Annotated in this window: 18 protein-coding genes and 1 tRNA gene; 5 read left to right on the top strand and 14 right to left on the bottom strand. The window is 73.4% G+C overall.

Features of this window, described 5'->3' with window-relative positions; translation table 11 throughout:
• Window positions 1–4 precede the first annotated feature (4 nt).
• Entirely contained in the window at window positions 5–436 is a 432-nt protein-coding gene (locus ACYVGT_RS06555; RefSeq protein WP_460855513.1) for a hypothetical protein, read from the bottom strand.
• Between the two features lie 575 nt (window positions 437–1,011).
• Between ACYVGT_RS06555 and ACYVGT_RS06560 the strand changes: the two genes are divergently transcribed.
• Window positions 1,012–2,541 (top strand): serine hydrolase domain-containing protein, encoded by a 1,530-nt coding sequence (locus tag ACYVGT_RS06560; protein ID WP_460855514.1) that lies wholly within the window; start codon window positions 1,012–1,014, stop codon window positions 2,539–2,541.
• A 196-nt stretch (window positions 2,542–2,737) separates the two neighbouring features.
• Complete coding sequence (locus ACYVGT_RS06565; protein WP_460855515.1) at window positions 2,738–3,415, top strand: YoaK family protein; 678 nt, start codon at window positions 2,738–2,740, stop codon at window positions 3,413–3,415.
• A gap of 294 nt (window positions 3,416–3,709) precedes the next feature.
• Here ACYVGT_RS06565 and ACYVGT_RS06570 read toward each other — a convergent pair.
• A tRNA-Ser gene (locus ACYVGT_RS06570) sits at window positions 3,710–3,796 on the bottom strand.
• Window positions 3,797–3,910: 114 nt separating this feature from the next.
• Window positions 3,911–4,429: a SigE family RNA polymerase sigma factor gene (locus ACYVGT_RS06575; protein ID WP_460855516.1), complete on the bottom strand. Its 519-nt coding sequence runs from the start codon at window positions 4,427–4,429 to the stop codon at window positions 3,911–3,913.
• A gap of 362 nt (window positions 4,430–4,791) precedes the next feature.
• On the opposite strand from ACYVGT_RS06575, the gene ACYVGT_RS06580 reads away from it, so the two are divergent.
• Both ACYVGT_RS06580 and ACYVGT_RS06585 read left to right on the top strand, forming a co-directional pair.
• Window positions 4,792–5,793, top strand: coding sequence for a hypothetical protein (locus tag ACYVGT_RS06580; protein WP_460855517.1), 1,002 nt, complete (start codon window positions 4,792–4,794; stop codon window positions 5,791–5,793).
• A 4-nt stretch (window positions 5,794–5,797) separates the two neighbouring features.
• Complete coding sequence (locus ACYVGT_RS06585) at window positions 5,798–6,727, top strand: MauE/DoxX family redox-associated membrane protein (protein ID WP_460855518.1); 930 nt, start codon at window positions 5,798–5,800, stop codon at window positions 6,725–6,727.
• Window positions 6,728–6,823: 96 nt separating this feature from the next.
• On the opposite strand, the gene ACYVGT_RS06590 is transcribed toward ACYVGT_RS06585, so the two are convergent.
• From ACYVGT_RS06590 to ACYVGT_RS06605, 4 genes are all read right to left on the bottom strand, one after another.
• Window positions 6,824–7,321 (bottom strand): FBP domain-containing protein, encoded by a 498-nt coding sequence (locus ACYVGT_RS06590; protein ID WP_460855519.1) that lies wholly within the window; start codon window positions 7,319–7,321, stop codon window positions 6,824–6,826.
• A gap of 126 nt (window positions 7,322–7,447) precedes the next feature.
• Complete coding sequence (locus ACYVGT_RS06595; RefSeq protein ID WP_460855520.1) at window positions 7,448–8,059, bottom strand: DUF6199 family natural product biosynthesis protein; 612 nt, start codon at window positions 8,057–8,059, stop codon at window positions 7,448–7,450.
• Window positions 8,060–8,516: 457 nt separating this feature from the next.
• Window positions 8,517–9,701, bottom strand: a complete 1,185-nt coding sequence (locus ACYVGT_RS06600; protein WP_460855521.1) for an AAA family ATPase — start codon at window positions 9,699–9,701, stop codon at window positions 8,517–8,519.
• A 459-nt stretch (window positions 9,702–10,160) separates the two neighbouring features.
• Window positions 10,161–10,877 carry a hypothetical protein gene (locus tag ACYVGT_RS06605; RefSeq protein WP_460855522.1) on the bottom strand — a complete coding sequence of 239 codons (717 nt, stop codon included), beginning with the start codon at window positions 10,875–10,877 and terminating at the stop codon, window positions 10,161–10,163.
• 112 nt (window positions 10,878–10,989) lie between these two features.
• Between ACYVGT_RS06605 and hisC the strand changes: the two genes are divergently transcribed.
• Window positions 10,990–12,075: a histidinol-phosphate transaminase gene (hisC, locus tag ACYVGT_RS06610; RefSeq protein WP_460855523.1), complete on the top strand. Its 1,086-nt coding sequence runs from the start codon at window positions 10,990–10,992 to the stop codon at window positions 12,073–12,075.
• Between the two features lie 44 nt (window positions 12,076–12,119).
• On the opposite strand, the gene ACYVGT_RS06615 is transcribed toward hisC, so the two are convergent.
• The 7 genes from ACYVGT_RS06615 to ACYVGT_RS06645 form a co-directional block, all read right to left on the bottom strand.
• Complete coding sequence (locus ACYVGT_RS06615; RefSeq protein WP_460855545.1) at window positions 12,120–13,370, bottom strand: transcriptional regulator; 1,251 nt, start codon at window positions 13,368–13,370, stop codon at window positions 12,120–12,122.
• A 305-nt stretch (window positions 13,371–13,675) separates the two neighbouring features.
• Entirely contained in the window at window positions 13,676–14,977 is a 1,302-nt protein-coding gene (murA, locus tag ACYVGT_RS06620; protein ID WP_460855546.1) for a UDP-N-acetylglucosamine 1-carboxyvinyltransferase, read from the bottom strand.
• 679 nt (window positions 14,978–15,656) lie between these two features.
• Window positions 15,657–16,565 carry a phosphoribosylaminoimidazolesuccinocarboxamide synthase gene (locus ACYVGT_RS06625; protein WP_460855524.1) on the bottom strand — a complete coding sequence of 303 codons (909 nt, stop codon included), beginning with the start codon at window positions 16,563–16,565 and terminating at the stop codon, window positions 15,657–15,659.
• Window positions 16,562–17,869 (bottom strand): adenylosuccinate lyase, encoded by a 1,308-nt coding sequence (gene purB / locus ACYVGT_RS06630; RefSeq protein WP_460855525.1) that lies wholly within the window; start codon window positions 17,867–17,869, stop codon window positions 16,562–16,564. The genes ACYVGT_RS06625 and purB overlap by 4 nt, the downstream gene beginning before the upstream one ends.
• 76 nt (window positions 17,870–17,945) lie before the next feature.
• Complete coding sequence (purD, locus tag ACYVGT_RS06635; RefSeq protein WP_460855526.1) at window positions 17,946–19,214, bottom strand: phosphoribosylamine--glycine ligase; 1,269 nt, start codon at window positions 19,212–19,214, stop codon at window positions 17,946–17,948.
• A 184-nt stretch (window positions 19,215–19,398) separates the two neighbouring features.
• Entirely contained in the window at window positions 19,399–20,682 is a 1,284-nt protein-coding gene (locus ACYVGT_RS06640) for an adenylosuccinate synthase (RefSeq protein WP_460855527.1), read from the bottom strand.
• Between the two features lie 336 nt (window positions 20,683–21,018).
• The gene (locus ACYVGT_RS06645; RefSeq protein ID WP_460855528.1) at window positions 21,019–21,432 is read right to left on the bottom strand and encodes a DUF3151 domain-containing protein; all 414 of its coding nucleotides are present in this window, start codon (window positions 21,430–21,432) and stop codon (window positions 21,019–21,021) included.
• Between the last annotated feature and the right edge of the window lie 152 nt (window positions 21,433–21,584).

Genomic DNA, 21,584 nt, shown 5'->3' on the forward strand with positions numbered 1-21,584 from the left:
GCGGTCAGTGCGGGCTGTTCTCCGCCGCCTTCTCGGTGTCCTTCCGTAGCCGATCGCGCTCTTTTTCGCTGATCGCGGGGCGGTCCTCGTCCGGGATCTCCGCATCCATCGAGGTCGAGGCTTCGTCCCTGGTGGACGCCGCCATGTCGGCCGTCGAGGCAGGGTCCTCACTCGCTCCGCGCTGGGCGTCCGCCGCCGTCTGGGTGTTCTGGAACAGCGGAGTGACGAACCCGTCCAGCAGCCCGAGCGCTTCGGGCGAGGTCTCGCGGACCAGCTTCGGGTCGCGCTCGGGCAGGGTGACGCCCTCGAACAGTTCGGGGTCGACGCCCTCCCACTCCGGCCGGGCGCCCGGGACCGTGCTGCGGATGCCCTGCGACGCTTCCTCCGCGGCGCCGGCCCCGGTGCTGCCGTTGTCGAAGATGTTCTTGAAGGTCATGGAACTCCCCTGATTCGGATTTCTGCGGTCCATCGCAGCGCAGGCCGGTTCCGCAGATGCGGCGGGTGTGAATGGATCGGTGCCGAGGGGTTGTCTTCGCGTATCTCCGCGGGGGCATTCGTCGGAGCGGAAAAAGGCTCTTCGGGAGCTGGGCATCCGCAAAGGGGCGGCGGCTCCGGGAGGGAAACGGAGTTCCTCCCGGAACGGAAGTGCCGGAAAAAAGGTGCGCTGGATCGAGTTCGGCGGAGGGGTCGAGGGGTCTGCCGTAATCGGCTCCGCGTCTCGGTGTACCCGGGCTGCCGTCGCGATATCCGGTCCGATCCCGAGTTTTTCGCCGGGAGGCCGGTATCCCTGGGAATCGAGGATTTCGCGGCCATAGTCCTTGTTCTCCGGTTATTCCGAGATGGACGCATTGCGGGAAATGGGAGGGATCGGTCCCGCGGGGCGGTCGCCCGCTTCCAGGTGGGCTCTGCCCCACCCCGGGGCGGGGGCCGCGCGTAGTGTGCCCGGGCACCGGGCGGCCGTAGGTTCTCGGCGCGAGCCGTCGACGGCTCGGTCGGAACGAGGAGGTCCAGGTGGCCGAGGGTGCGTCCGCTGATCGACGTCTGTACGGACGCTGGGCGGTGACGGTGCTGGCCGCGATCCTCGCGGCCGCCGGGGCGGTCGCGGCGGCGCCGCGGCCCTATGAGCTTCCACCGGTGTCCAGTGGGGACGCTGCGCTGGCCGAGCGCGTCCGTGAGGGGATCGGCGACACCACCGGTTACTTCGGGCTGTCGGTCGCGCTGGTGGAGCCGGACGGCGCCGGCGGGTTCGACGTGCGCACGGCGGGGATCGGAGGCACCGGGGCGGACGCGGAACCGGTGGGGGAGCACACCCTGTTCGGCTCCGCGTCGGTCGCCAAGGTGCTGCCCGGAATGCTGCTCGCCGACATGGTGGAGCGGGGCGAGGCCAGCCTGGACACCGAGGTCGGCGGCCTCCTCGACCGGCCCGTCGCCGACCCCGCTCTGGCGGGTGTCACGCTGGAGGAGCTCGCGACGCACACCGCTGGGATCAGCAGGGAGGAGACCGGGCCGCTGCAGACGCTCTGGCAGTTCGCGGCCAAGCGGCACCCGGATCCGCCCGAGTCGGTCGCCGCCTTCATGCGGGCGGTGGCCGAGGACGTGCGGGTCGATCCCGCGCTCCGCGGCGCCAACCACTACTCCAACACCGGCATCGACCTGCTCGGGCACGCGCTGGCAGCGCGCGCCGGCACCGAGTACCCGCAACTCGTCCGCGAGCGGATCCTCGACCCGCTGGAGATGGACGACAGTGCTGTCTGGGGCGAGGAGGCGCCAGCCGGGCTGCAGGTCCACAACGCCGACCTGGGGCGCCCGATCGCACTGGACCACTCGGCGGCCGCCGCGCCGTCGGGCGGCCTGGTGACGACGGCGGGCGACCTCGGCCGGCTGCTGGTTGCGGTGATGGACGGTACAGCGCCGGGTGCCGGGGCCGCGCGCCCGGTGGCACCGGGCGACGTGGAGCGCCGCGCGCAGGGGCTCGGCTGGTACGTGGAGACCCTGGACGGTACGTCGATCACGGGCCACGGCGGCAACGCGACGACCAACGGCTACACGGCGTGGATCGGCCACACCGGCGACCGGGGTGCGGTGGTCCTGTCCAACACCCACCGGTACAGCGAGGACATCGGCATGCGGCTCCTCGGCGTCGGCGGCGGCAGCCCCGACAACCAGGCGGGGGAGCGGGTCTATGCGACCGCCACGGCCCTCCTCGCCCTCGTGCCCGGAGCGCTCGCGCTGGGTTTCGCGGCGCGGCGCCGGCCCGGGCGCCGGGTGCGCCGGGCTACCGACCGCCTGGGGCTCATCGCCTACGGGGCCGCCGGCACCGCGGTGCTCACCTATGCCTACCTCGCCGGATTCTGGCACCTGGTGTCCCCGTGGGTGTGGGTCGCAGGGGCGCTCCTGCTGGCAGCGGCGGCTCTGGTGGGCGCGAACCGGTGGCCGCGCCTTCCCGTCGCGCGGGGGCGCCGGCCACGGGTCCGGTGCCTCCTGACGGCGCCGGTCGCGGCGGTCGGCGCAGCGCTGACGGTGCTCCTGGCACTCATCTGACGGGCTGGGCCGCTGCCGTCGGAGCTGACGGCCGGGAGCCGGTCCGGGCACTATCCAGGGTTTGGCCAGTCGTGATCTCGGAGAGTGATAGTCCGTAACGGAGCGCCGCGCGACCATCGGGCCCCGCCTCGGTGCCGAAGGCGGCCTGCACGGGCGCGGCGCCGACGGCGGCCGGACGGGCGGGATGCGGACGCGGATGAGGGCGGATCGGGACACTCCCTATCTGGTGGGCCTGCTGGTGCTGACCGTGGCCACCGGTGTCGTGGACGCGGTCAGCTATCTCGCATTGGACCGTGTGTTCACCGGCAACATGACCGGAAACGTGCTCTTCGTCGGGTTCGGTATCGCCGGGGCCGGCAGCCTCTCGCTGCTGAAGAACGCCGTCGCGCTGGCCGGGTTCCTCGCCGGCGCCGTTACTGCCGGGCGCATCGTGCGCGGGCGGAGGCACGGGACGCGGCTGCCGACCGCCCACCTGCTCCTCCTTGCCGGAGCCGCGGCGGCGATCATGGCGATCGGACTCCTCTGGCTGCTGGTGGACGGCATCGCGGGCGGTTGGCTCCTCGGCGTGACCGCGGTGCTCGCGGCGGCGATGGGCATGCAGGCGGTCGCCGCCCGCGGCGCCGGGATCTCCGACGTCACCACCGTGGTGGTCACCAGCACCCTGGTGAACTTCGTGCTGGACAGCCCGCTCGCCGGGGGCGCGGGTGAACGGTGGGCGCGCCGGGTCGGCGCGGTGCTGTCCATGGCGGCCGGCGGGGCGCTCGGCGCGCTCCTCGTCAACGCCTGGTCCGGTGCTGCCGCGCTGCTCACCGGCGGCGCCTGCATGGCTGCCGGGGCCCTCACCTTGGCCATCGCCCGGCGCCTGAGCGCCTGAACTGCGGTGTGCGGCCAGGCCGCCCGCCCTGGTGGAGGGAACGGGCGCGGGCTCGGGCCGTGCCTGATCTGCTCGGGGCCTGGCAGGGACAGGGGCAGCGGCGGCGCCTCGTCGGCGGCGGGGCTGCCGGCGCCACCCCAGGGGCGGGTCCGCGCGCCGTGTCCGATTCGGGCGGGGCTGCCATCCCGTGCTTGGCTGCCGCAGGGCGGCCGAGACACCGCGACTGCGCCCCGAACTGCGGCCCCGACACGACGAAGGGGCCCCGCGCCGAAGCACGAGACCCCTTCCGACCGGCGGAGGATATGGGATTTGAACCCATGAGGGGATTGCTCCCCAACCGCATTAGCAGTGCGGCGCCCTAGGCCTCTAGGCGAATCCTCCTGGCTCCGGAACAGCTTACAGGCGCGCAGGGAGTGCGCAAAACGGCATTGGGGACCGGGGCTCCGGGACGGGGCCGGCGCGGCGCAGGCGGCGGTGGAGCGGGCTGCAGGGCGGTCAGGAGGTGGCCCGCTCGATCACGAGGTCGGCGTCGTCGCGGAGTTTGGCGACGGCGCGGGAGGCCGTCGACTTCACCGTGCCGATGGTGACGCCCAGTTGCGCCGCGATCTGGGCCTCGGTGAGGTCCTGGTAGTAGCGGAGCCGCAGGACCTCCTGCTGCCGCTCGGGCAGCCGGCCGATGGCCCGGCGCACGACGTCGGCCAGGTCGGCGTCGGCCGTCGGGTCGTCGACCCGCTGCTCGGGGATCTCGTCGGTGGGGTAGACCTCCAGGTGGTTCCGGCGCCACTCGGAGATCTGGGTGTTGACCATGGCGCGCCGCACGTAGCCGTCGCGCGCACGCGGGCTGGAGATGCGGTCCCACGCGAAGAACGTCTTCAGCAGCGCCGCCTGCAGCAGGTCCTCGGCGTCGGCGTGGCTGCCGGTGAGGGACCGGGCGATCCGCAGCAGCGCGGGGCCCCGCTCGTGCACGTACTGCGTGAACTGCTCGTAGCGCGTACGCTCGGCCGCCTCGGGCATGGAATCACCGGCCCCCGCTGGGTTGTTCGCCGACGGTCGCGCGGCGAGTGCGTTCGGTCACCTGTCCATCACCTTTCCACGGTGCTCGCCACAGGCGGCCGAATCGGCACCCATGTTCTGGCAAACCAGTGCAAACTCGGCATGCGGGACAGCGCTGAGCGCCCGATGTCGGCGCGTGCCGGTATCTCCCGCGGTGCGCGCCGTCCCGGGCGTGTCGCAGACGTCGCGGACGCGACGAATGGGGGAATTGCGTCATCCGTCGGCGTGTACCGCCCCTGACCGGCACGTTCTGGTGAGAATGGGAGGTAGCCGGCCGGTGTGCGCGCCCGCCGGCCACGGCAGGACGCAGAGGGGGAGAGGCGATGACGGCCGACACGTCGGCACTCACCACGGCCGGGGAGGACGCGCGGCGCAGGTTCACCGCCGCCCTGCTCGGCTCCGAGGCGGCGCCGCCGCCGGACGTCCCGCCCGCCTCGATCGTGCGCGGGGTCGTCCTGGAGGCCACCCGGCACATGGTCAGCATGGCCACCGCGGACGGCGAGTCCCGCCTGCTCTTCTCCTCCTCCACGGCGGTGTGGCGCGGCGGTCCGGCCACCGCCGACGACCTCCGCCCCGGCGACGACGCGATCGTGCGCTGCGGCCCGGGCGGCCGATGGCTGGTGGAACGCGTCTGGGCGCAGCTCGCACGCGCCACCGGCACGATCACCTCCGCCGACCGGGACGGCGCGGGCGGCGACACCGTCGTCGGAGTCGATCCCGGCCACGGGCGCCCGCCGCTGACCGCGGTGATCCCCTACCGCTCCTCGGGCCGGATGGACGTGCGCCACCCGGTGCTGGAGCCCGGCTACCTGTTCGACGCCGTCGGCATGTGGCGCAACGGCGCGGTCATCGCGACCACCCCCGCCACCACGCAGCCGCCCTACGCGGTCGCCGCGGCGCCCCGCCGACCGCGGACCGAGTCCGTGCCGAAGGCGATCGAGGGCATCGCCACCTGGTTCGACCCGGTGCTGGGCCGCAGCGCGCACACCGACCCGCGCGCCTGGGCGGCGGGTGCCGCCTACCCCGCGCTGGATCCGCCCGGCAACTGCGGCCCCGGCTGCGACCGGGGCGACCCCTGCCTGCCGCTGCCCCGGCTGTCCCTCGGCGCCACGCTGACCGTGGCCGTGGAGGACGGGGAGACCGCCGTCGTGCCGGTGACCGCGTGCGCCTCTGCGGCGTCGCGCTTCTGCGACCGGTGCCGCGGCGCCGACGGCCTCGGCAGCCGCGCGTCCGGGCGCGTGGCCGAACTGACCCTGCCGACGTTCATCGGCCTCGGGGGCGACCCGGAGGCCGGCTGCGTGCCCGCCACAGTGAGAGTGGGGTAGTCCCGTGCTCGCCACGTTTCTGCAGATTCAGGCCGCCGTGCTGGCGCTCCTGCTGGCCCTGGGCGCGGTTGGCAAGGCGTTCGACTCCTCCGGGGCCGGGCGTGGCCCGGGATCGCTTCTTCCGGTCGCGGCACAGCGGCCGTTCAAGTTCGCCGCAGTCGCCGTGGAGGCCGTTCTCGCCGTTGTGCTGCTGGTGTCCGCCGGCCCGCTCGGGACGGCGGCGCGGGTGGCTGCCGCGGTCGTCTTCGCCGGCTCGGCGTTCGCGCTGGCCGCGGTGCGCCGCCGCGACCCGCAGATGAGCTGCGGCTGCTTCGGCGGCCTCAGCTCCGAGCCGGTGGGACGGCGCACCATCGCCCGCCCCGCGCTGCTGGCCGCCGCCGCTGCCGGATCCGCCGCCGTGCTTCCGGCGCAGAGCGGGATCGCCGCCCTCGCCGCCCTGGACGCGGCGTCCGCCGGGCTGCTCGCCGCCGAAGTGGCGGTGCTCGCGGCGCTGTCGCCCGAACTCTCGGCCGCGGTGGCGCGGGCGGTGCGCCCGGAACCGTGCGAGGTGCGGCGGGTGCCGGTGGCCCGGTCGATGCGCCGGCTGCGCCGCAGCGCCGTCTGGCGCGCCAACCCGGTCGAGCTGCTCAGCACCGATCCGGTTGATGTCTGGCGGCAGGGCTGCTGGCGGCTGCTGCGGTTCGACGGCACCCGCTACGGACGCGCGGTCGACGTGGTCTACGCGGTGGAGCTGAGCACCCGCCGGCCGCGTGTGCGGGCCGCAGTGATCGATGCGGGCAACGGCGTCACCCAGGCCGTGCTCGGCGAGCTGGCCGACGCCGCTGCTGAGGTGCCGCTGCCGCGCACCAAGGACGGCGAGCCGCACCCCACCGGGACCGTCCGCCCGCACCGGGGCAAAGTCGACGCGGAGCAGTCGGCCGACGTCCCCGGCTGAGGCCGCGGAACGGGTCCGCAGCGCCCCGCACGCACCTCGGCGGGCCGGCCGGATCGGGGAAGCGCGGGAGGCGCATCCGCGCTGGAGCGGCGCGCGTCAGCGAGCGGTGACACGGTCGAGGAAGGTGCCGAGCGCCGTCCGCAGCCGGTCGACCTTCTCCTGGGCGGTGGCGAACTCGTCCATGCTGCCGCCGGCGCCGACCTTCTTCAGACCGCGGGCATAGAGCGAGCAGTCAAGGTCGGCGCAGATGTAGAGCCCCACCGAGTCGCCCTGGCGGCCCGCCGGGCCGGTCTTGCGCGCCGCCATCAGCGCCACTCCCGCACCCGGGTGCGTGGTGAGGCAGATCGAGCACGCCGAGCGGTGCAGGAATCCGCGCTTGGTGGCCGAGGCCCGCAGCACCACCCCGGCCGTCCGCCCGCCGTGCTCGGTGACCAGGTAGGCGCGGTCCGGCGCGCCCAGGTCCCGCCAGCCGAGGAAGTCGAGGTCGGCCCAGGGCCGCCGGTCTAGGTCGCGCGGCAGCGGGAGACGGGACGCCTCGCCCTTGGTGCAGTTCACGAAGGCGCGGCGCAGCCCGGATTCGTCGATGGGGTCCATTCCGCCCACGCTAGATCCGCCCCGCCGCAGACTCGAACGGTTTTCTTCCGCGCCGGCCCCGGGGGCCGGCCCCGGAGCCGGCCGGTCAGCGCGGTGCGCGGCGGGGGCCGGCCCGGCGGCCCGTCGTCAGGAGCAGTCGTCGGTGCAGGTGGGGATGGGCCGGCCGGCGGCGTCGAGGACCTCGCGGTCGCCCAGCGGTTCGGTCAGGCGGAACTGCAGGGTGCGCGGCTGGGCGTCGGCGCCGCAGCGCGGCTCGCCGCGGCCGGTATCGACGGTGACCGTCACCGTGTCGTCGCCGATGTCGGCCGAGGGGAACGGCGCCGAAGGCATGCACTCGCCGGGCTCCACGCGGATCGAGATGCGCTCGCCGTTGGCCCCGGGGGTGCCGTAGTAGGCGATTCGGCCCCATGCGGAGTCCTCGGTGGTCAGCACGTCGCCGTCCGGAGGATCCGGCGTCTCCGAGGGCGAGTCCGGCGGCTCCGCTGGCTCCGTCGCCTCCGCCGCAGTGCCGGCCCGCTCGTCGCTGGAGCCGCCGTCGGCCACTTCGGTCACCCAGAACCAGACCAGGGCGGCGGCCACGACCACCGCCCAGATCCGCACCATGAGGAAGTAGAGGTCGCTCGGCTCGTTGGCGTCGGGATCGCGGTAGGACCATGCGCGGACCCACCAGACCAGCCGCGGCTGGATGACGAGCGCGACCTGCACCAGCAGGAGGAGGCCGATGAAGAGGGAACCCACAGTGTCTCCGAAGGGGATGGGGGCGGGGGAAGAGGCACGGAGTCGGGACCGGTGTCCGCGGAGCCCGCGAACCGCGGCCGGTCAGGAGACGGCTGCTACCCGGCCGCCCGGTGCGCAGCCACTGCGCCGGCCCCGGCGCGCGATCCGGTCCGCAGCCTGGGGAGGTGCGCCCCGCTCGGTTCGCCGGCCTCGGGATCGCGGTGGGCCCGCGCCTGCGCCCACCGGGTCAGCCGTGGCTGGATGGCCAGGGCGGCGAGAACGAGCAGCGGAAAGCCGAAGAGCGAGTCCACAGCGCCTCCTGGCAGAGCGGGGGAAGAGCGGACCGCAGGGCCGGCAGTCCAGCCGGTGGTGTCCGGGGGCGCTGCCGTCCGGTGCATCGCGCCGTCTACAGGATTATAGGGAAATCCCGATAATTCTCTAGAGGGCGCTCGACACCGGTAGGCGGCGGGCCGGGCGGTCAGCCCGGCTGGCGGCGGAGGTACCGGCCGAAGTGCGGGACGGTGAAGGCGATCACGCCGCGCTCGGCGCTGTAGACCAGGCCCTTCTTGATCAGGCTGTCGCGCGCGGGGGAGAGGCTGGACGGGCGGCGCCCCAGCGACGACGCCACCTCTGTGGTGGGCACGGGCTCGTCTCCCAGGGAGGCCATCGCCCGCATGTAGTCCCGCTCGGCCGGGGTGGCGCGCTCATACCGGCTGCCGAAGAAGCCGACCGCGAGCTCCTCCTCGGCTTCCGGAGCGGCGACCCGGACGTCGTCCGCCGTGATCGGGCTGCGCAGGGCCGAGTCCCAGGTGACTTTGCCGTAGGCCTGCACGAAGTACGGGTAGCCGTCGGACACGTCGTAGAGGGCGTCAAGCGCCTCGGCAGAGAAGCCGACCCCCTCCTCCTCGGCCGGCGCGCACAGTGCGTGGTCCGCGGCGCTCTTGGCCAGCCGGTCGATCCGGGTGTAGCGGAACAGCCGCTCGGAGTAGCTCTTGGAGGCCGACAGCACCGCCGGCAGGTGCGGCAGCCCGGCGCCGACCACGATCAGCGGGCCACCGCTCTGCGACAGCTCGTGGCAGGCCGAGCAGAGTGCAGAGACGTCCTCGTCGTGGAGGTCCTGCATCTCGTCGATGAAGAGGGCGATGCCGACGCCGAGGTCGGTGGCGACGGAGGCGGCATCGGTGAACAGCTCGACCAGGTCGATCTCGATGTCGCCCGAGTCGGCGCGGCCGCGCACCGCGACCGCATCGATCCCCGGCTGCCAGCGCCGGTCCGACGCCTTCGCCGATTCCGGCTTCACCTGGGCGAACGCCTTCAGGACGCCGAGGACGTGCTCGATCCGGTCCGGTGCCCGGTGCCGCGGCGCCAACTCCCGCAGCGCCATGTGCAGGGCGGCGGCAAGGGGGCGCCGGATGGACTGCTCGGGACGCGCCTCGACCTTGCCGGTGCCCCACAAGCGCTGCACGGCCATCGAGCGGAAGGCGTTGAGCAGCACGGTCTTGCCGACGCCGCGCAGGCCGGTGAGCACCGTGCTGCGCTCCGGGCGGCCGCGGGCAACCCGCTCCAGGACCACCTCGAACTGGCGCAGCTCGCGCTCGCGCCCGGCGAGTTCCGGAGGGCGCTGGCCCGCGCCCGGGGCATAGGGGTTGCGCACGGGGTCCATGCGATCGGACTCTATATGCGGTTCTAGCGCTCTTTCTAGAGATCGGTAGAAGGCGGCAGACGAACCCGCATCCCACGCAAGCGAGCGGAGCAGGTGCCGGTCCCCGTGGGCATCCGCGCCGGGGGCGCCGGGAGAGTGGGGGGCACGGCCGGGTCCGCCGAACCCGGCCGCGTCCTGACCCCTGACGTGCGCTGCCGTGGCCATTCCCCCCAGCTCCCTTCGTTCGAACGCCAGTTCGAATAAGTTCACTGTAGCGGACTCCGTCGAACCCGCGCCACCGGGGCGCGCGGATCAACCGGTACCCAGCCTGTGGACAACTTCGGGCCGCCCCTCCTGAGCTGCTGCGGAGGATCAGCGGGCGGGCCGGGCGCTCGGCCGGAGGCAGGGCGCCCGGCCCGGGGCTGCCGGTTCAGGCGGTGCCGCCGCCGGGTCCCGGCCCTCCCTCCGGCGGGCGCGCGGTCAGGCGAGCACCTTCTCCTCCTGCTCGACCGCGGACTCCGTGAAGCCCTGGAGCAGGTCGGCGTAGTCCTCCTCGGCGTCCGGACCGACCAGGGTGGTCGCGCCGAGGTGGTCCCCGTGCCGGTAGACGATGCTGTACATCCACACCGGCTCGCCGTCGGTCTCGGTGCGCACCCGGAAGGCGTTCGAGCTGTCGGCGACCTGCTCCGCCTTCAGCGGCGCCACCTTGTACGACGACTCCGTGCCGTCCTCCATGGTGGCCGTGTAGGAGGTGCACGCCTCGTCCGGGACGGCCGCCGCGACCGCCTTCTCCGCCTCCTCCTCGGGCACCGCCATCAGCGTGTGCGAGATCGTGTCGTCCCCGCGTGCGAACACCGCCACCGACGCCGGCGCGTCATGTACCGCCTCCGACGCCGACCAGCCGTCCGCCGTGTCAGCGCAGTCCGGCTTGTCCAGCTCGGTCTTCTCCCGCAGCTCCTCGGTCTGGGCGACGCCGGCCAGCTCGGCGTAGACGCCCGTCTGGCCCGCCTCGGGGACGACCTTGGCGTCCTCGTACTGGACGATCTGCGCCTCCGCGAGCTCCTCGGCCTCGGCGGGCGCAGCAGCGCCGTCCCCGCCGTCCCCCGCGCCGCCCCCGCCGCAGCCGGCGAGGAGCGCGAGCAGGGCCGCCGCGCCGCCCGCGAGGGCTGCAGTCCGTGCCGTTCGAGGGTGCTCCATGGTGCCTTTACCTCTTCTGTGCGATATTTCCGCTGGAGGGACACGCCTGCCCGAACACGGCTTTCATTGCCCTGGGTAGCGTGTTCCTTGCACTGAGTATCGAGGAAGGACAATGGTGTCGGAGCGGAATTCGCCATATTTCCGGGCTGTCCTCGCGGGCATCCCGCCGTACACGCCGGGCAAGCGGGTCGTCGGCCCGGACGGCCGCTCGGTGAAGCTCTCCTCCAACGAGAACCCCTTCGGTCCGCTGCCGTCGGTCACCTCGGCCATCGCGAACGCCGCCCAGGAGGCCAACCGGTACCCCGACAGCGGCGCCGACGAGCTCACCGCCGAGCTCGCCGCGCGTTTCGGGGTCCCTGCCGAGCACGTCGCCCTGGGGGCGGGTTCGGTCGGCATCCTGCAGCAGCTGCTGGAGGCCACCGCCGAGCCGGGCGCCGAGGTCGTCTACGCGTGGCGCTCGTTCGAGGCCTACCCGCTGCTCACCGAGCTGTCCGGCGCGACTGCGGTCCAGGTGCCGCTCGCCGATGAGGCCCACGACCTGGACGCGCTCGCCGGTGCAGTCACCGACCGCACCCGGATGCTGCTGGTGTGCAACCCGAACAACCCCACCGGGACCGCGGTCCGTGAGGCCGAGCTCACCGCGTTCCTCGACCGCATCCCCGAACACGTGCTGGTGGTCCTGGACGAGGCGTACCGCGAGTACGTGATGGACCCCGCGGTGCCGGACGGCCTGCGGCTGTACGCCGACCGCCCCAACGTCGCCGTGCTCCGCACCTTCTCCAAGGCCTACGGGCTGGCCGCGCTGCGCGTCGGTTTCCTGGTCGGCCACCCGGAGACGGCGGCCGCCGTGCGCAAGACGATGGTGCCGTTCGCGGTGAACCACATCGCGCAGGCCGCGGCGGTCGCGTCGCTGCACGCCGAGGACGAGCTCACCGCGCGCGTGGCCGCCACCGTCGCCGAGCGGACCCGGGTGCGCTCGGCGCTACTCGCCGACGGCTGGACGGTGCCGGAGACCGAGGCCAACTTCGTCTGGCTCCGGCTCGGTGCGGACACCGCCGCGTTTGCCGAGACCTGCGCCGCAGCCGGGGTGGCGGTGCGCCCGTTCGCCGGCGAAGGCGCCCGGATCAGCATCGGCACGCCCGAGGAGAACGACGCCTTCCTCACGGCCGCTGCTTCCCATCCGCGCCGCAACAGCTGAGCCGCACGCTGCACGGCCGCCGCGGCAGTCCCGCGGCGGCCCTGCTACTTCGCGGCCTTGTCCTTGTCGAGCTTCTCGATGATGAGCCGGTAGAGCTGGCGCGGCCGGCCCGGCTGCAGTGTCCGGTTCGGCGGAAGCGGCCAGGCCAGGCCCTCCTCGACGAGCGTGCGCAGCAGCCGCCGCGCGGTGCGCGGCGTCACGCCCAGCATCCGGCCGGCGTTCTCCGCGTCGACGACGAGCGGGCCGTCCTCCTCGGCGATGCGCTCGGAGAGCCGGGTCAGCGTCTCCCGCCCCTTGCTGCGCAGCGATTCGCCGGTCTGCCGCTGGGGGGCCCGCTGCGCCGGGACGAGCGACCGGCCCTCCCGGTCCACGGCGAAGCTCTGCCGGGTCGCCTGCGCGCGGCTGAGGGCCGCGCGGGCGTGCGTCTCGGCGTCCTGCGTGGTGCGGCCCATGCCGATGCCGACCTCGATGGCGATGCCGAGCTCGGACTTGATCCGCTCCACGAACGGCGGCTGCCGGAACCCCTCGGTGGCCGTCACCAGCGAGCCGCGGGTGGCCGTCACCATGAACGTGTGGTCGTCGACCGGGTGCGCGGTGGCGTTGATCCGGTGCGCCTCCTGCAGCAGCAGCCGGTGCAGTGCCAGGCGCAGCTCGTCCCGCCAGTAGCGCGGCGTGGACCGGCGGGTGGAGTCGCGCAGTGTGGGCACGTCCACGATGACGACGCCGAGCTGGGCCTCCTCCAGCCGGTGGTGCGCCCCGAGCAGTCCGGCGGTCTGCAGGGCGCTGCGCACGCCGGAGTTGGTGGGCCGCAGCCGCATCACCGGGACGCCGATGGCCTCCAGGCGCTCGGCGACCCCGCGCACGCAGGTGATCGCCATCCGGGTGGCCTTGCGCCGCCACAGGCCCTCGTGGAACGAGGTGAGCTGCGCGGTGCTGGTGAGCTCCTCATGCACGTGGATTCCGTCGACCGGCAGGTCGACCTCGGAGTACGCCTCGACCACATCGCCCCGGGACAGCACGTCCAGGCTGGCCCGGGTGGGGTCGAACCTGTCGTCGAGCGTGGCGCGGAGCAGCGCCTCGTGCAGGCTGGCGCCGCCGAGCGGCACAAAGGTCGCGGGCATGGTGAGCACCCCGGCCTTGCGCGCGAACTCATAGGGGACCGGGCTGGCGAACAGGTAGGCGTCGATCGCCGACCCCAGCCGGAGCACCTTGTCGGTCGCTTCTTGCTCATCTCGATAAGCGGCGGCGATCAATCTGGCGTTGAGAGGTCCAGTGGACCCCGGGCCCATGAGCATGACGCGCTCGACGACTTCATGCGGGCCGATGACGCCGATGGTCAGATCGCCAGTTCGCTGCGCACTCACCTCGGGCTGCTCCCCGCTACCATTCCACGCTCTTCACTCTGTGCGCCCACTGGTTCCCGAACCTGTTTCTGTCACGGCATGATTGCCGCGATCGTACCCATTGTGCGGGGCCGATGATGATCGTTTCCTGCAGATGGACGAAAGCCGGAGTGGAAGTGTCGCATAGGCGACGCCCCACCCCGGCCTGCCCCGGCCGGGACGGACGGCCGGTCCTCAACGCAGCTCGGTTGGCGTGCTCAGCCGACCAGGTCGCGCGTGACGTCGGCGCCGAGCGCTGCGAGCCGCGTCGCGAAGTTCGCGTGGCCCCGGTCCACCAGGTATCCGGCGGACACCAGGGTCTCGCCCTCGGCGACCAGGCCGGCCAGCACCAGCGCGGCACCGGTGCGCAGGTCGTGCGCGACGACCTCGGAACCGCGCAGCGTGGTCGGGCCGTGCACGATGGCGCGGGTGCCCTCGACCTCGATCTTGGCGCCCATCTTGTTGAGCTCGTCGGCCAGCGCGAAGCGGCCGTCGTAGATGTTCTCGTGCAGGTAGCTTTCGCCCTCGGCCAGCGTGGCCAGCGCCATCAGCGGCGACTGCAGGTCGGTGGCGAAGCCGGGGAACGGCGAGGTAACCGCGTTGATCGGGCGCATCGGCACCGACGGGTCGCGGCGCACGTGCAGCACGGCGCCCTGCTGGGAGAACTCGACGCCCATCTGGTCGAGCTTCCAGCGGGCCACGCCCAGGTGCTCCAGGTGCGCGCCGACGAGGCTGACCTCGCCGCCGGCCGCAGCGGTGGCCATCGCGAACACGCCCGCGTCGATGCGGTCGCTCATGATGGTGTGCTCGACCGCGGTGAGCTCCTCGACACCCTCCACGGTGATGAGACCGGTGCCGCCGCCGCTGATCTTGGCGCCCATCGCGGTCAGGAACTCGATGACGTCGATGACCTCGGGCTCGAGCGCGGCGTGCTCGATGACGGTGGTGCCCGGGGCCAGCACCGCGGCCATGATGAGGTTCTCGGTGCCGGTGTGCGACGGCGTGTCGAGGTAGAGGTGGCCGCCGCGCATCGCGTCGGAGGTGATGTTGATGTGGTTGCGGTCCTCGTCCTCGGTCACCTCGGCGCCGAGGCGGGCGAAGCCGCGGTAGTGGAAGTCGAGTTTGCGGCTGCCCAGGTTGCAGCCGCCGACGCCCTCGATGCGGGCGCGGCCCATGCGGTGCATGAGCGCGGGGACGAAGAGCACCGAGCCGCGGAAGCGCGCGGCGATGTGCGCGGGGAGGACGGCCCGCTCGGGGTCGCCGATCTGGGAGGCGTCGATCACGACGGTGCGCTCGGCCTCGTGGAACTCGACCTTCGCGCCGATGTGCTCGGCAAGCTCCAGGGCGCGGCGGACGTCCTCGATGCTGGGGACGTTGCGCAGGACGGTGCGCCCCTTCGCCGCGAGCAGGGCCGCGCCGATCATCGGCAGCACGGCGTTCTTCGCGCCCTGGATGAAAGCCGTCCCGTTCAGGGGACGGCCGCCGCGGACGCGGTAGCGAACCTCCTGGCCCATGCTCATGTGCTCCTTCGTGAGGCGGATATAAGACTCGTGCTCATGGGACGCGCCCATGGGGTGAGACGCCCCGATCGCCGGGTCCGTTCCGGTAGGCACGGTCAGCGTGCTCTGCTGTGCTCCGGGCGAGAAACCCTGCTCATTCGTATTTCGCCCCATTGTCCTGTATCTCCGGTCGGAGGGAACGTCGAAACGCGGGGCGGGGGCAGGTGCGATCGGATGCGGCCGCCGTGGGCACGGACGGTCACGTGGCGGTCCCCTGCGGGTTACGCGGCGGGCGCGAAAGGGCAAAGGACCCGTACCACTGTATGCGCTCAATGCTGCTGCAGCGTCCATCGTGGTGCGGATCACCGGCTGCCGGGCCCTGCGCCACAAGGGATTCCGCGCCCGGCCGGAACCGGTCCAGCCGCTGCCCGCCGGGCTCCCGTGCGCCCCGGGGGCACGCCCCCGGCCGTGCGCCGCGGACGCCGGGCGGCGGCCGCGCACCGCGACGCTCCGTACTGTCGCATACTGCCCGGTTCTGTACGAATCGCCCGGATGGGCGTCCGTCCCGCCCCGGGCCCCGGGCCGCACGCGGGCGGCCCGGGGCCGGCGGGTCAAGCCGGTTCCCGATCAGGCCAAGGGACACGCCGCGCGCAGCAACCACACCGTCAAGACCCCGGCGGGATCGGGTCTGCAGCGCGCCTCAGGCGAACGCCGGCCGCTCGCCGGTGAGGAGCTCGAACGCCTCCATGTAGCGGGCCCGGGTGCGCTCCACAACGGCGTCCGGCAGCTCCGGCGGCGGCTCTTCGCCGGTCCGGTCCCAGCCCGATTCCGGGCCGGCCAGCCAGTCGCGGATGATCTGCTTGTCGAAGGACGGCTGGGCCCGGCCCGGCGCGTAGTCCGCGGCCGGCCAGAACCGGGACGAGTCCGGAGTGAGCACCTCGTCGGCGAGCACCAGCCGCCCCGCCGAGTCCCGCCCGAACTCGAACTTCGTGTCGGCCAGCAGGATGCCGCGCTCCTCCGCGATCTCCCGGCCGCGCCGGTACAGCGCGAGGGTGAGGTCGCGCAGCTCGGCGGCTGCCGCATCGCCGACAAGCTCCGCGACGGCCGCGTAGGAGACGTTCTCGTCGTGCTCGCCCACCGCGGCCTTCGCCGCGGGGGTGAAGACCGGCGCGTCCAGCCGCGAACCGTCGACCAGGCCGTCCGGCAGCTGCACGCCGCACACCGCACCGGTGGCCCGGTAGTCGGCCAGCCCGGAGCCGGTCAGGTAGCCGCGCGCGACGCACTCCACCGGCACCATCTCCAGCCGCCGGCAGACCAGCGTGCGCCCCTGCCAGTCGGCCGGCGCGCCCGCGGGCGGGACGTCCGAGAGGACGTGCGAGGGGGCCAGGTCGGCCAGCCGCTCGAACCACCACAGCGACAGCGCCGTCAGCAGCCGGCCCTTGTCCGGGATCTCCGTGGGCAGCACCCAGTCGAACGCGGAGACCCGGTCGCTGGCCACCATCACCAGCGCACCGTCGCCGTCGGCGTACAGGTCGCGCACCTTGCCGGTGTGCAGGTGGGTCAGGCCCGGGACCCGCGCCGGCTCGGGAACGGTGGTGAAGCCGCTCATCCGAGCTTCTCCAGGCGGGTGAAGACGCCGTCGAGCCGGCGCACGAACCGCTCCGGCCGGCACACCTCGTCCAGCCGCGCCTCGTCGAGCTCGACGCCGCGGCTGTCCGCCTCCTCGCGCAGCGTCGCGCGGAACGGGGCGCCGCTGTCCCAGGTGCGCATCGCCGCGGCCTGCACCAGCGCGTAGACGTCCTCGCGGGAGAGGCCGGACTCGATCAGCTCCGACACCACGGTCGAGGAGTAGATCAGGCCGTGCGTGGAGTCGAGGTTGGCCAGCATCCGGTCTGCGTCCACCACCAGGCCGCTCATCAGCTTCGTGGTGAGGTTGAGCAGGTAGTCGGTCGCGATCGCGGCGTCCGGCAGCGAGATGCGCTCGGTGGAGGAGTGCGAGATGTCCCGCTCGTGCCAGAGCGGGATGCCCTCCATCACCGGGACGATCTGCGCGCGCACGTTCCGCGCCATGCCGCAGATCCGCTCCGACATGATCGGGTTCTTCTTGTGCGGCATCGCACTGGAGCCCTTCTGGCCCTTCCCGAAGGGCTCCCAGAGCTCGCGCACCTCGGTGCGCTGGCCGTGCCGCACCTCCAGCGCGATGGCCTCGCACACGGTGGCGAGGATCGCCAGGCTCGACACCCACTCGGAGATGCCGTCGCGCAGCACCACCTGGGTGGAGACGTCGGCCGGACGCAGGCCCAGCTTTTCGGCGACGTAGGACTCCACGGCCGGGTCGATGTTGGAGTAGGTGCCGACCGGGCCGGAGATCGCCATCACGCCCACGGCTTCGCGGGCGCGGCGCAGCCGGTCGCGGGAGCGGGCCATCCCGAACGCGAAGTCGGCGACCCGGTGGCCCCACACGTCGGGCTCGCCGTGGATGCCGTGGGTGCGGCCCACCCGCAGCGTCGCGCGGTGCGCGAGTGCGTGGTCGCGCAGCACCGCGACCAGCGTGTCGGCCTTGGCGAGCAGGATGTCGGTGGCCTCGACGAGCTGCGCGGCGAGGGCCGTGTCCAGCAGGTCGGAGGAGGTCATGCCGAAGTGGACCCACTTCGCCGCCTCGCGCGGCTCGGTGTTGTCGGCCCAGGCGGTGAGGAACGCGATCACGTCGTGCTGGGTGACGGCCTCGATCTCCTCGACCGCCTCGGGCGTCGGCGGCGGCGCCTGGCGGACGGGCTCCACCGAGTCGGCCGGGATGGTTCCGGCCGCGGCGTGCGCCTCCATGACCAGGGTCTCCACCTGGCACCAGAGTTCGTACTTGTGGGCGTCACTGAAGACGCGCCCGATGTCAGCAAGGGTGTAGCGCTCGATCACCCCACCATCTTCCCAGCAGCTCAGCGTGCCGGGGGCGGCGCCCCGCGCGGAGGGGCGCCGGCCCCGGCACGGCCGGCTAGCCGGGGGGCTGCGCGGGGTCGTGCGCCGCGGCCTCCTCGGCGATGTCGGCGCGGTAGAACGCGCCGCGGAGCTCGATCCGCGACACCGCGGTGTAGGCGCGCTCCCGCGCCTCGGCCAGCGTCGCACCGGTGCCCACGACATTGAGCACCCGGCCGCCCGCGGAGACCACCTCGCGCTCGCCGCGCCAGGCCGTGCCGGCGTGCAGCACGTAGGCGCCGTCGACGGCGGACGCCGCCTCCAGGCCGCCGATGGCGTCGCCGGTGACCGGGGACCCGGGGTAGTTCTCCGCCGCCAGCACCACGGTGACCGCGGCACCGTTGCGCCACTCCAGCGACGTGATCCGGCCCAGCCCGCCGGTGTCGGTGGCCTGCAGCAGGCCGCCGAGCGGGGTGGCGAGCCGGTCCAGCACCACCTGCGTCTCCGGGTCGCCGAAGCGCGCGTTGAACTCCACGACCTTGGGGCCGTTCGAGGTCAGCGCCAGGCCGACGTAGAGCAGCCCCTGGTAGCGGGTGCCGCGCCGGGCCATCTCGCGCAGCGTCGGCCCGACCACCGACTGCATGACCTCCGAGGTCAGCCCGGACGGCACCCAGCCCAGCGGGACGTAGGCGCCCATACCGCCGGTGTTGGGGCCGGTGCCGCCGTCGTGCGCGCGCTTGAAGTCCTGGGCCGCCGGCAGCGGCACGGCGTGGGTGCCGTCGCTGAGCACGAACAGCGACACCTCGGGGCCGTCCAGGAACTCCTCGACGACGACCCGGCCGCACTCGCGCGCGTGCTGCTCGGCGAGCGCGCGGTCCTCGGTGACGACGACGCCCTTGCCGGCGGCGAGGCCGTCGGCCTTCACCACGTAGGGCGGCCCGAACGCGTCCATCGCCTCCGCGGCCTGGGCCGGGCTGCGGCAGATCCGGGCGCGCGCGGTGGGCACGCCGGCGGCCTCCATGACCTCCTTGGCGAAGGCTTTCGAGCCCTCGATCCGGGCCGCCTCCAGGTCGGGGCCGAAGACGGGGATGCCGCGCTCGCGCAGCGCGTCGGCCACGCCGGCGACCAGCGGCGCCTCGGGGCCGACCACCACGAGCTCGGCCCGGATCCGCTGGGCGAGCTCGGTCACCGCGAGGGCGTCGGTGGTGTTGATGACGTGGTTGTCGGCCAGGGCAGCGATCCCGGGGTTGCCGGGGGCGCAGTGGATCTCGGAGACCCCGGGGTCGAGGTCAAGGGCGCGGACGAGGGCGTGTTCGCGGCCACCGCCGCCGAGTACCAGGGCTTTCACGTATCGGACCCTCTGTGTGTTGTGGGGATGCCGTGGGACGGGTGCGGGCGGGCGCGGCGGTGCCGGCCCGCCTGCCGCCGGTCGGATCCGGACGGTTCCGGGGTGCCCGGAACGCGGGCCCGGGGGCCGGCTCGGGCGGCCGGGACGGTCCGGCCGCCGTGCGGCTCACGCCGGGCCGTGCGGATCAGACGAGGGGGCGCAGCTCCAGGGTCTGGTCCCGGCCCGGGCCGACGCCGATGGCCGAGATCGGGGCGCCGGCCATCTCCTCCAGAGTACGCACGTACTTCTGCGCGTTCGCGGGAAGTTCGGCGAACGAGCGGGCACCGGTGATGTCCTCGCTCCAGCCCGGCAGCTCCGCATAGACCGGCACGGCGTGGTGGAACTCGGTCTGGGTGAGCGGGATCTCATCGATGCGCTCGCCGTTGACCTCGTAGCCCACGCAGACCGGGATCGACTCCAGGCCGGTGAGCACGTCGAGCTTGGTGAGGAAGAAGTCGGTGATGCCGTTGACCCGGGTGGCGTAGCGCGCGATGGGCGCGTCGAACCAGCCGCAGCGGCGGTTCCGGCCGGTAGTGACGCCGTACTCGTGGCCCTGGTTGCGCAGCCACTCGCCCCACTCGTCGTGCAGCTCGGTGGGGAAGGGGCCGGAGCCGACGCGGGTGGTGTAGGCCTTCAGGATGCCGACCACCTTGGTGATGCGGGTCGGGCCGATGCCGGCGCCCGCGCAGGCGCCGCCGGACGTCGGCGACGAGGAGGTGACGAACGGGTAGGTGCCGTGGTCGATGTCGAGCAGCGTGCCCTGCGAGCCTTCGAGGTAGACGTTCTTGCCCTCGTCCAGCGCGCGGTTGAGCACCAGGGCGGTGTCGGTGACGTGCGGGCGGAGCCGCTCCGCGTAGCCGAGGTACTCCTCGATGACGCGCTCGGGGTCGATCGGCCGGCGGTTGTAGACCTTGGTGAGGATCTGGTTCTTGTCGTGCAGCGCCAGCTCCACCTTCTTGCGCAGGATCCCGGCGTCGAACATGTCCTGCACGCGCACGCCGGCGCGGGAGATCTTGTCGGCGTAGGTGGGGCCGATGCCGCGGCCGGTGGTGCCGATCCGGCCCTTGCCGAGGAACCGCTCGCTGACCTTGTCGAGCTCGCGGTGGTAGGGCATGATCAGGTGCGCGTTTGCCGAGATCAGGAGCTTGGAGGTGTCCACACCGCGCTCCTGGAGCCCGGTCAGCTCCTCGAAGAGGACGGCCGGGTCGATCACCACCCCGTTGGCGATGACCGGCACCACGTCGGGCGAGAGGATGCCCGAGGGGAGCAGGTGCAGGGCGTACTTCTGGTCGCCGATGACGACGGTGTGCCCGGCGTTGTTGCCGCCCTGGTAGCGCACCACGTAGTCGACGCGGTCGCCAACCAGGTCAGTGGCCTTGCCCTTGCCCTCGTCGCCCCACTGGGCCCCCACGAGCGTGATCGCCGGCATGCGGGTGCACCCCTACTCTCCTCGACTGCACGGATTCCTCGTCAGCACACGGACCCCGGCCCGCGCGCCCGCGGCGCACCTGCGCCCCGGACAGGCGCTGTGCCCCCCGGACAGGCGCTGTGCCCCCCGGACAGGCGAAGGCCCCCGGCGCAAGACAGCGACAGGGGCCCTTGCGGATAGAGCGTACACGACAGAGCCGCACCCGTTAAGCGGTGAATTGCCCGGTCAGTGCGGAGGGTGCGGTGGGCGGTCCCGGCGCCGGTGCGGCCCGGCGCGAGGACCGCCCGGCCGGGATCCGGGCCCCGGTGCGCGGCGCAGATCCGGGCTGCAGCCGGGTCAGGCGAGCGCGGCCGCCGCTTCGGGGCTGCTGTCGGCGAGGAAGGTGCGGCAGCGCTCCTCCTCCTCGGCCTCGCCGATGGTGCCCGCGGCCTTGCTGAGCGCGGCCAGGGACCGCAGGAAGCCCCGGTTGGGCCCGTGCTCCCAGGGCACCGGGCCGTGCCCCTTCCAGCCGGACCGGCGCAGCTGGTCCAGGCCGCGGTGGTAGCCGGTGCGGGCGTAGGCGTAGGCCGCGACGGGGCGGTCCTCGGCCAGCGCGGCCTCGGCCAGCGTGGCCCAGGCGGCGGAGAAGGCGGGGAAGTCGGCGGCGACCTGCGCCGCGTCCGTGCCGGACTCGAGTGCCTCGCGGGCCTCGGTGAGGTCGGGCAGGCGGGTGGCGGGCGGTTCGCCGAGCAGGTTCTGGTGCGGATCCATGCGCCCCATCCTGCCAGGGCCCGCCGGGTGGGTGCTGCCGCGCGCAGGCGGCGGACCGGCGCAGCGCAGGAACAGCGGGAACAGCAGGAACAGGGGGCGGGGGAGCGGGGCAGAGCCCCGGGTGCGGCGCGCCCGGCCGCTGCGTCCGCCCA

The organism is Nocardiopsis coralliicola (assembly GCF_054779695.1).

Excerpts from the sequence above, each read along its gene's own strand:
- ACYVGT_RS06555 (WP_460855513.1), bottom strand. The coding sequence starts at position 436 with ATGACCTTCAAGAACATCTTCGACAACGGCAGCACCGGGGCCGGCGCC.
- ACYVGT_RS06565 (WP_460855515.1), top strand. The coding sequence starts at position 2,738 with ATGAGGGCGGATCGGGACACTCCCTATCTGGTGGGCCTGCTGGTGCTG.
- ACYVGT_RS06575 (WP_460855516.1), bottom strand. The coding sequence starts at position 4,429 with ATGCCCGAGGCGGCCGAGCGTACGCGCTACGAGCAGTTCACGCAGTAC.
- ACYVGT_RS06580 (WP_460855517.1), top strand. The coding sequence starts at position 4,792 with ATGACGGCCGACACGTCGGCACTCACCACGGCCGGGGAGGACGCGCGG.
- ACYVGT_RS06590 (WP_460855519.1), bottom strand. The coding sequence starts at position 7,321 with ATGGACCCCATCGACGAATCCGGGCTGCGCCGCGCCTTCGTGAACTGC.
- ACYVGT_RS06600 (WP_460855521.1), bottom strand. The coding sequence starts at position 9,701 with ATGGACCCCGTGCGCAACCCCTATGCCCCGGGCGCGGGCCAGCGCCCT.
- ACYVGT_RS06605 (WP_460855522.1), bottom strand. The coding sequence starts at position 10,877 with ATGGAGCACCCTCGAACGGCACGGACTGCAGCCCTCGCGGGCGGCGCG.
- hisC (WP_460855523.1), top strand. The coding sequence starts at position 10,990 with ATGGTGTCGGAGCGGAATTCGCCATATTTCCGGGCTGTCCTCGCGGGC.
- ACYVGT_RS06615 (WP_460855545.1), bottom strand. The coding sequence starts at position 13,370 with ATGCTCATGGGCCCGGGGTCCACTGGACCTCTCAACGCCAGATTGATC.
- murA (WP_460855546.1), bottom strand. The coding sequence starts at position 14,977 with ATGAGCATGGGCCAGGAGGTTCGCTACCGCGTCCGCGGCGGCCGTCCC.
- ACYVGT_RS06625 (WP_460855524.1), bottom strand. The coding sequence starts at position 16,565 with ATGAGCGGCTTCACCACCGTTCCCGAGCCGGCGCGGGTCCCGGGCCTG.
- ACYVGT_RS06640 (WP_460855527.1), bottom strand. The coding sequence starts at position 20,682 with ATGCCGGCGATCACGCTCGTGGGGGCCCAGTGGGGCGACGAGGGCAAG.
- ACYVGT_RS06645 (WP_460855528.1), bottom strand. The coding sequence starts at position 21,432 with ATGGATCCGCACCAGAACCTGCTCGGCGAACCGCCCGCCACCCGCCTG.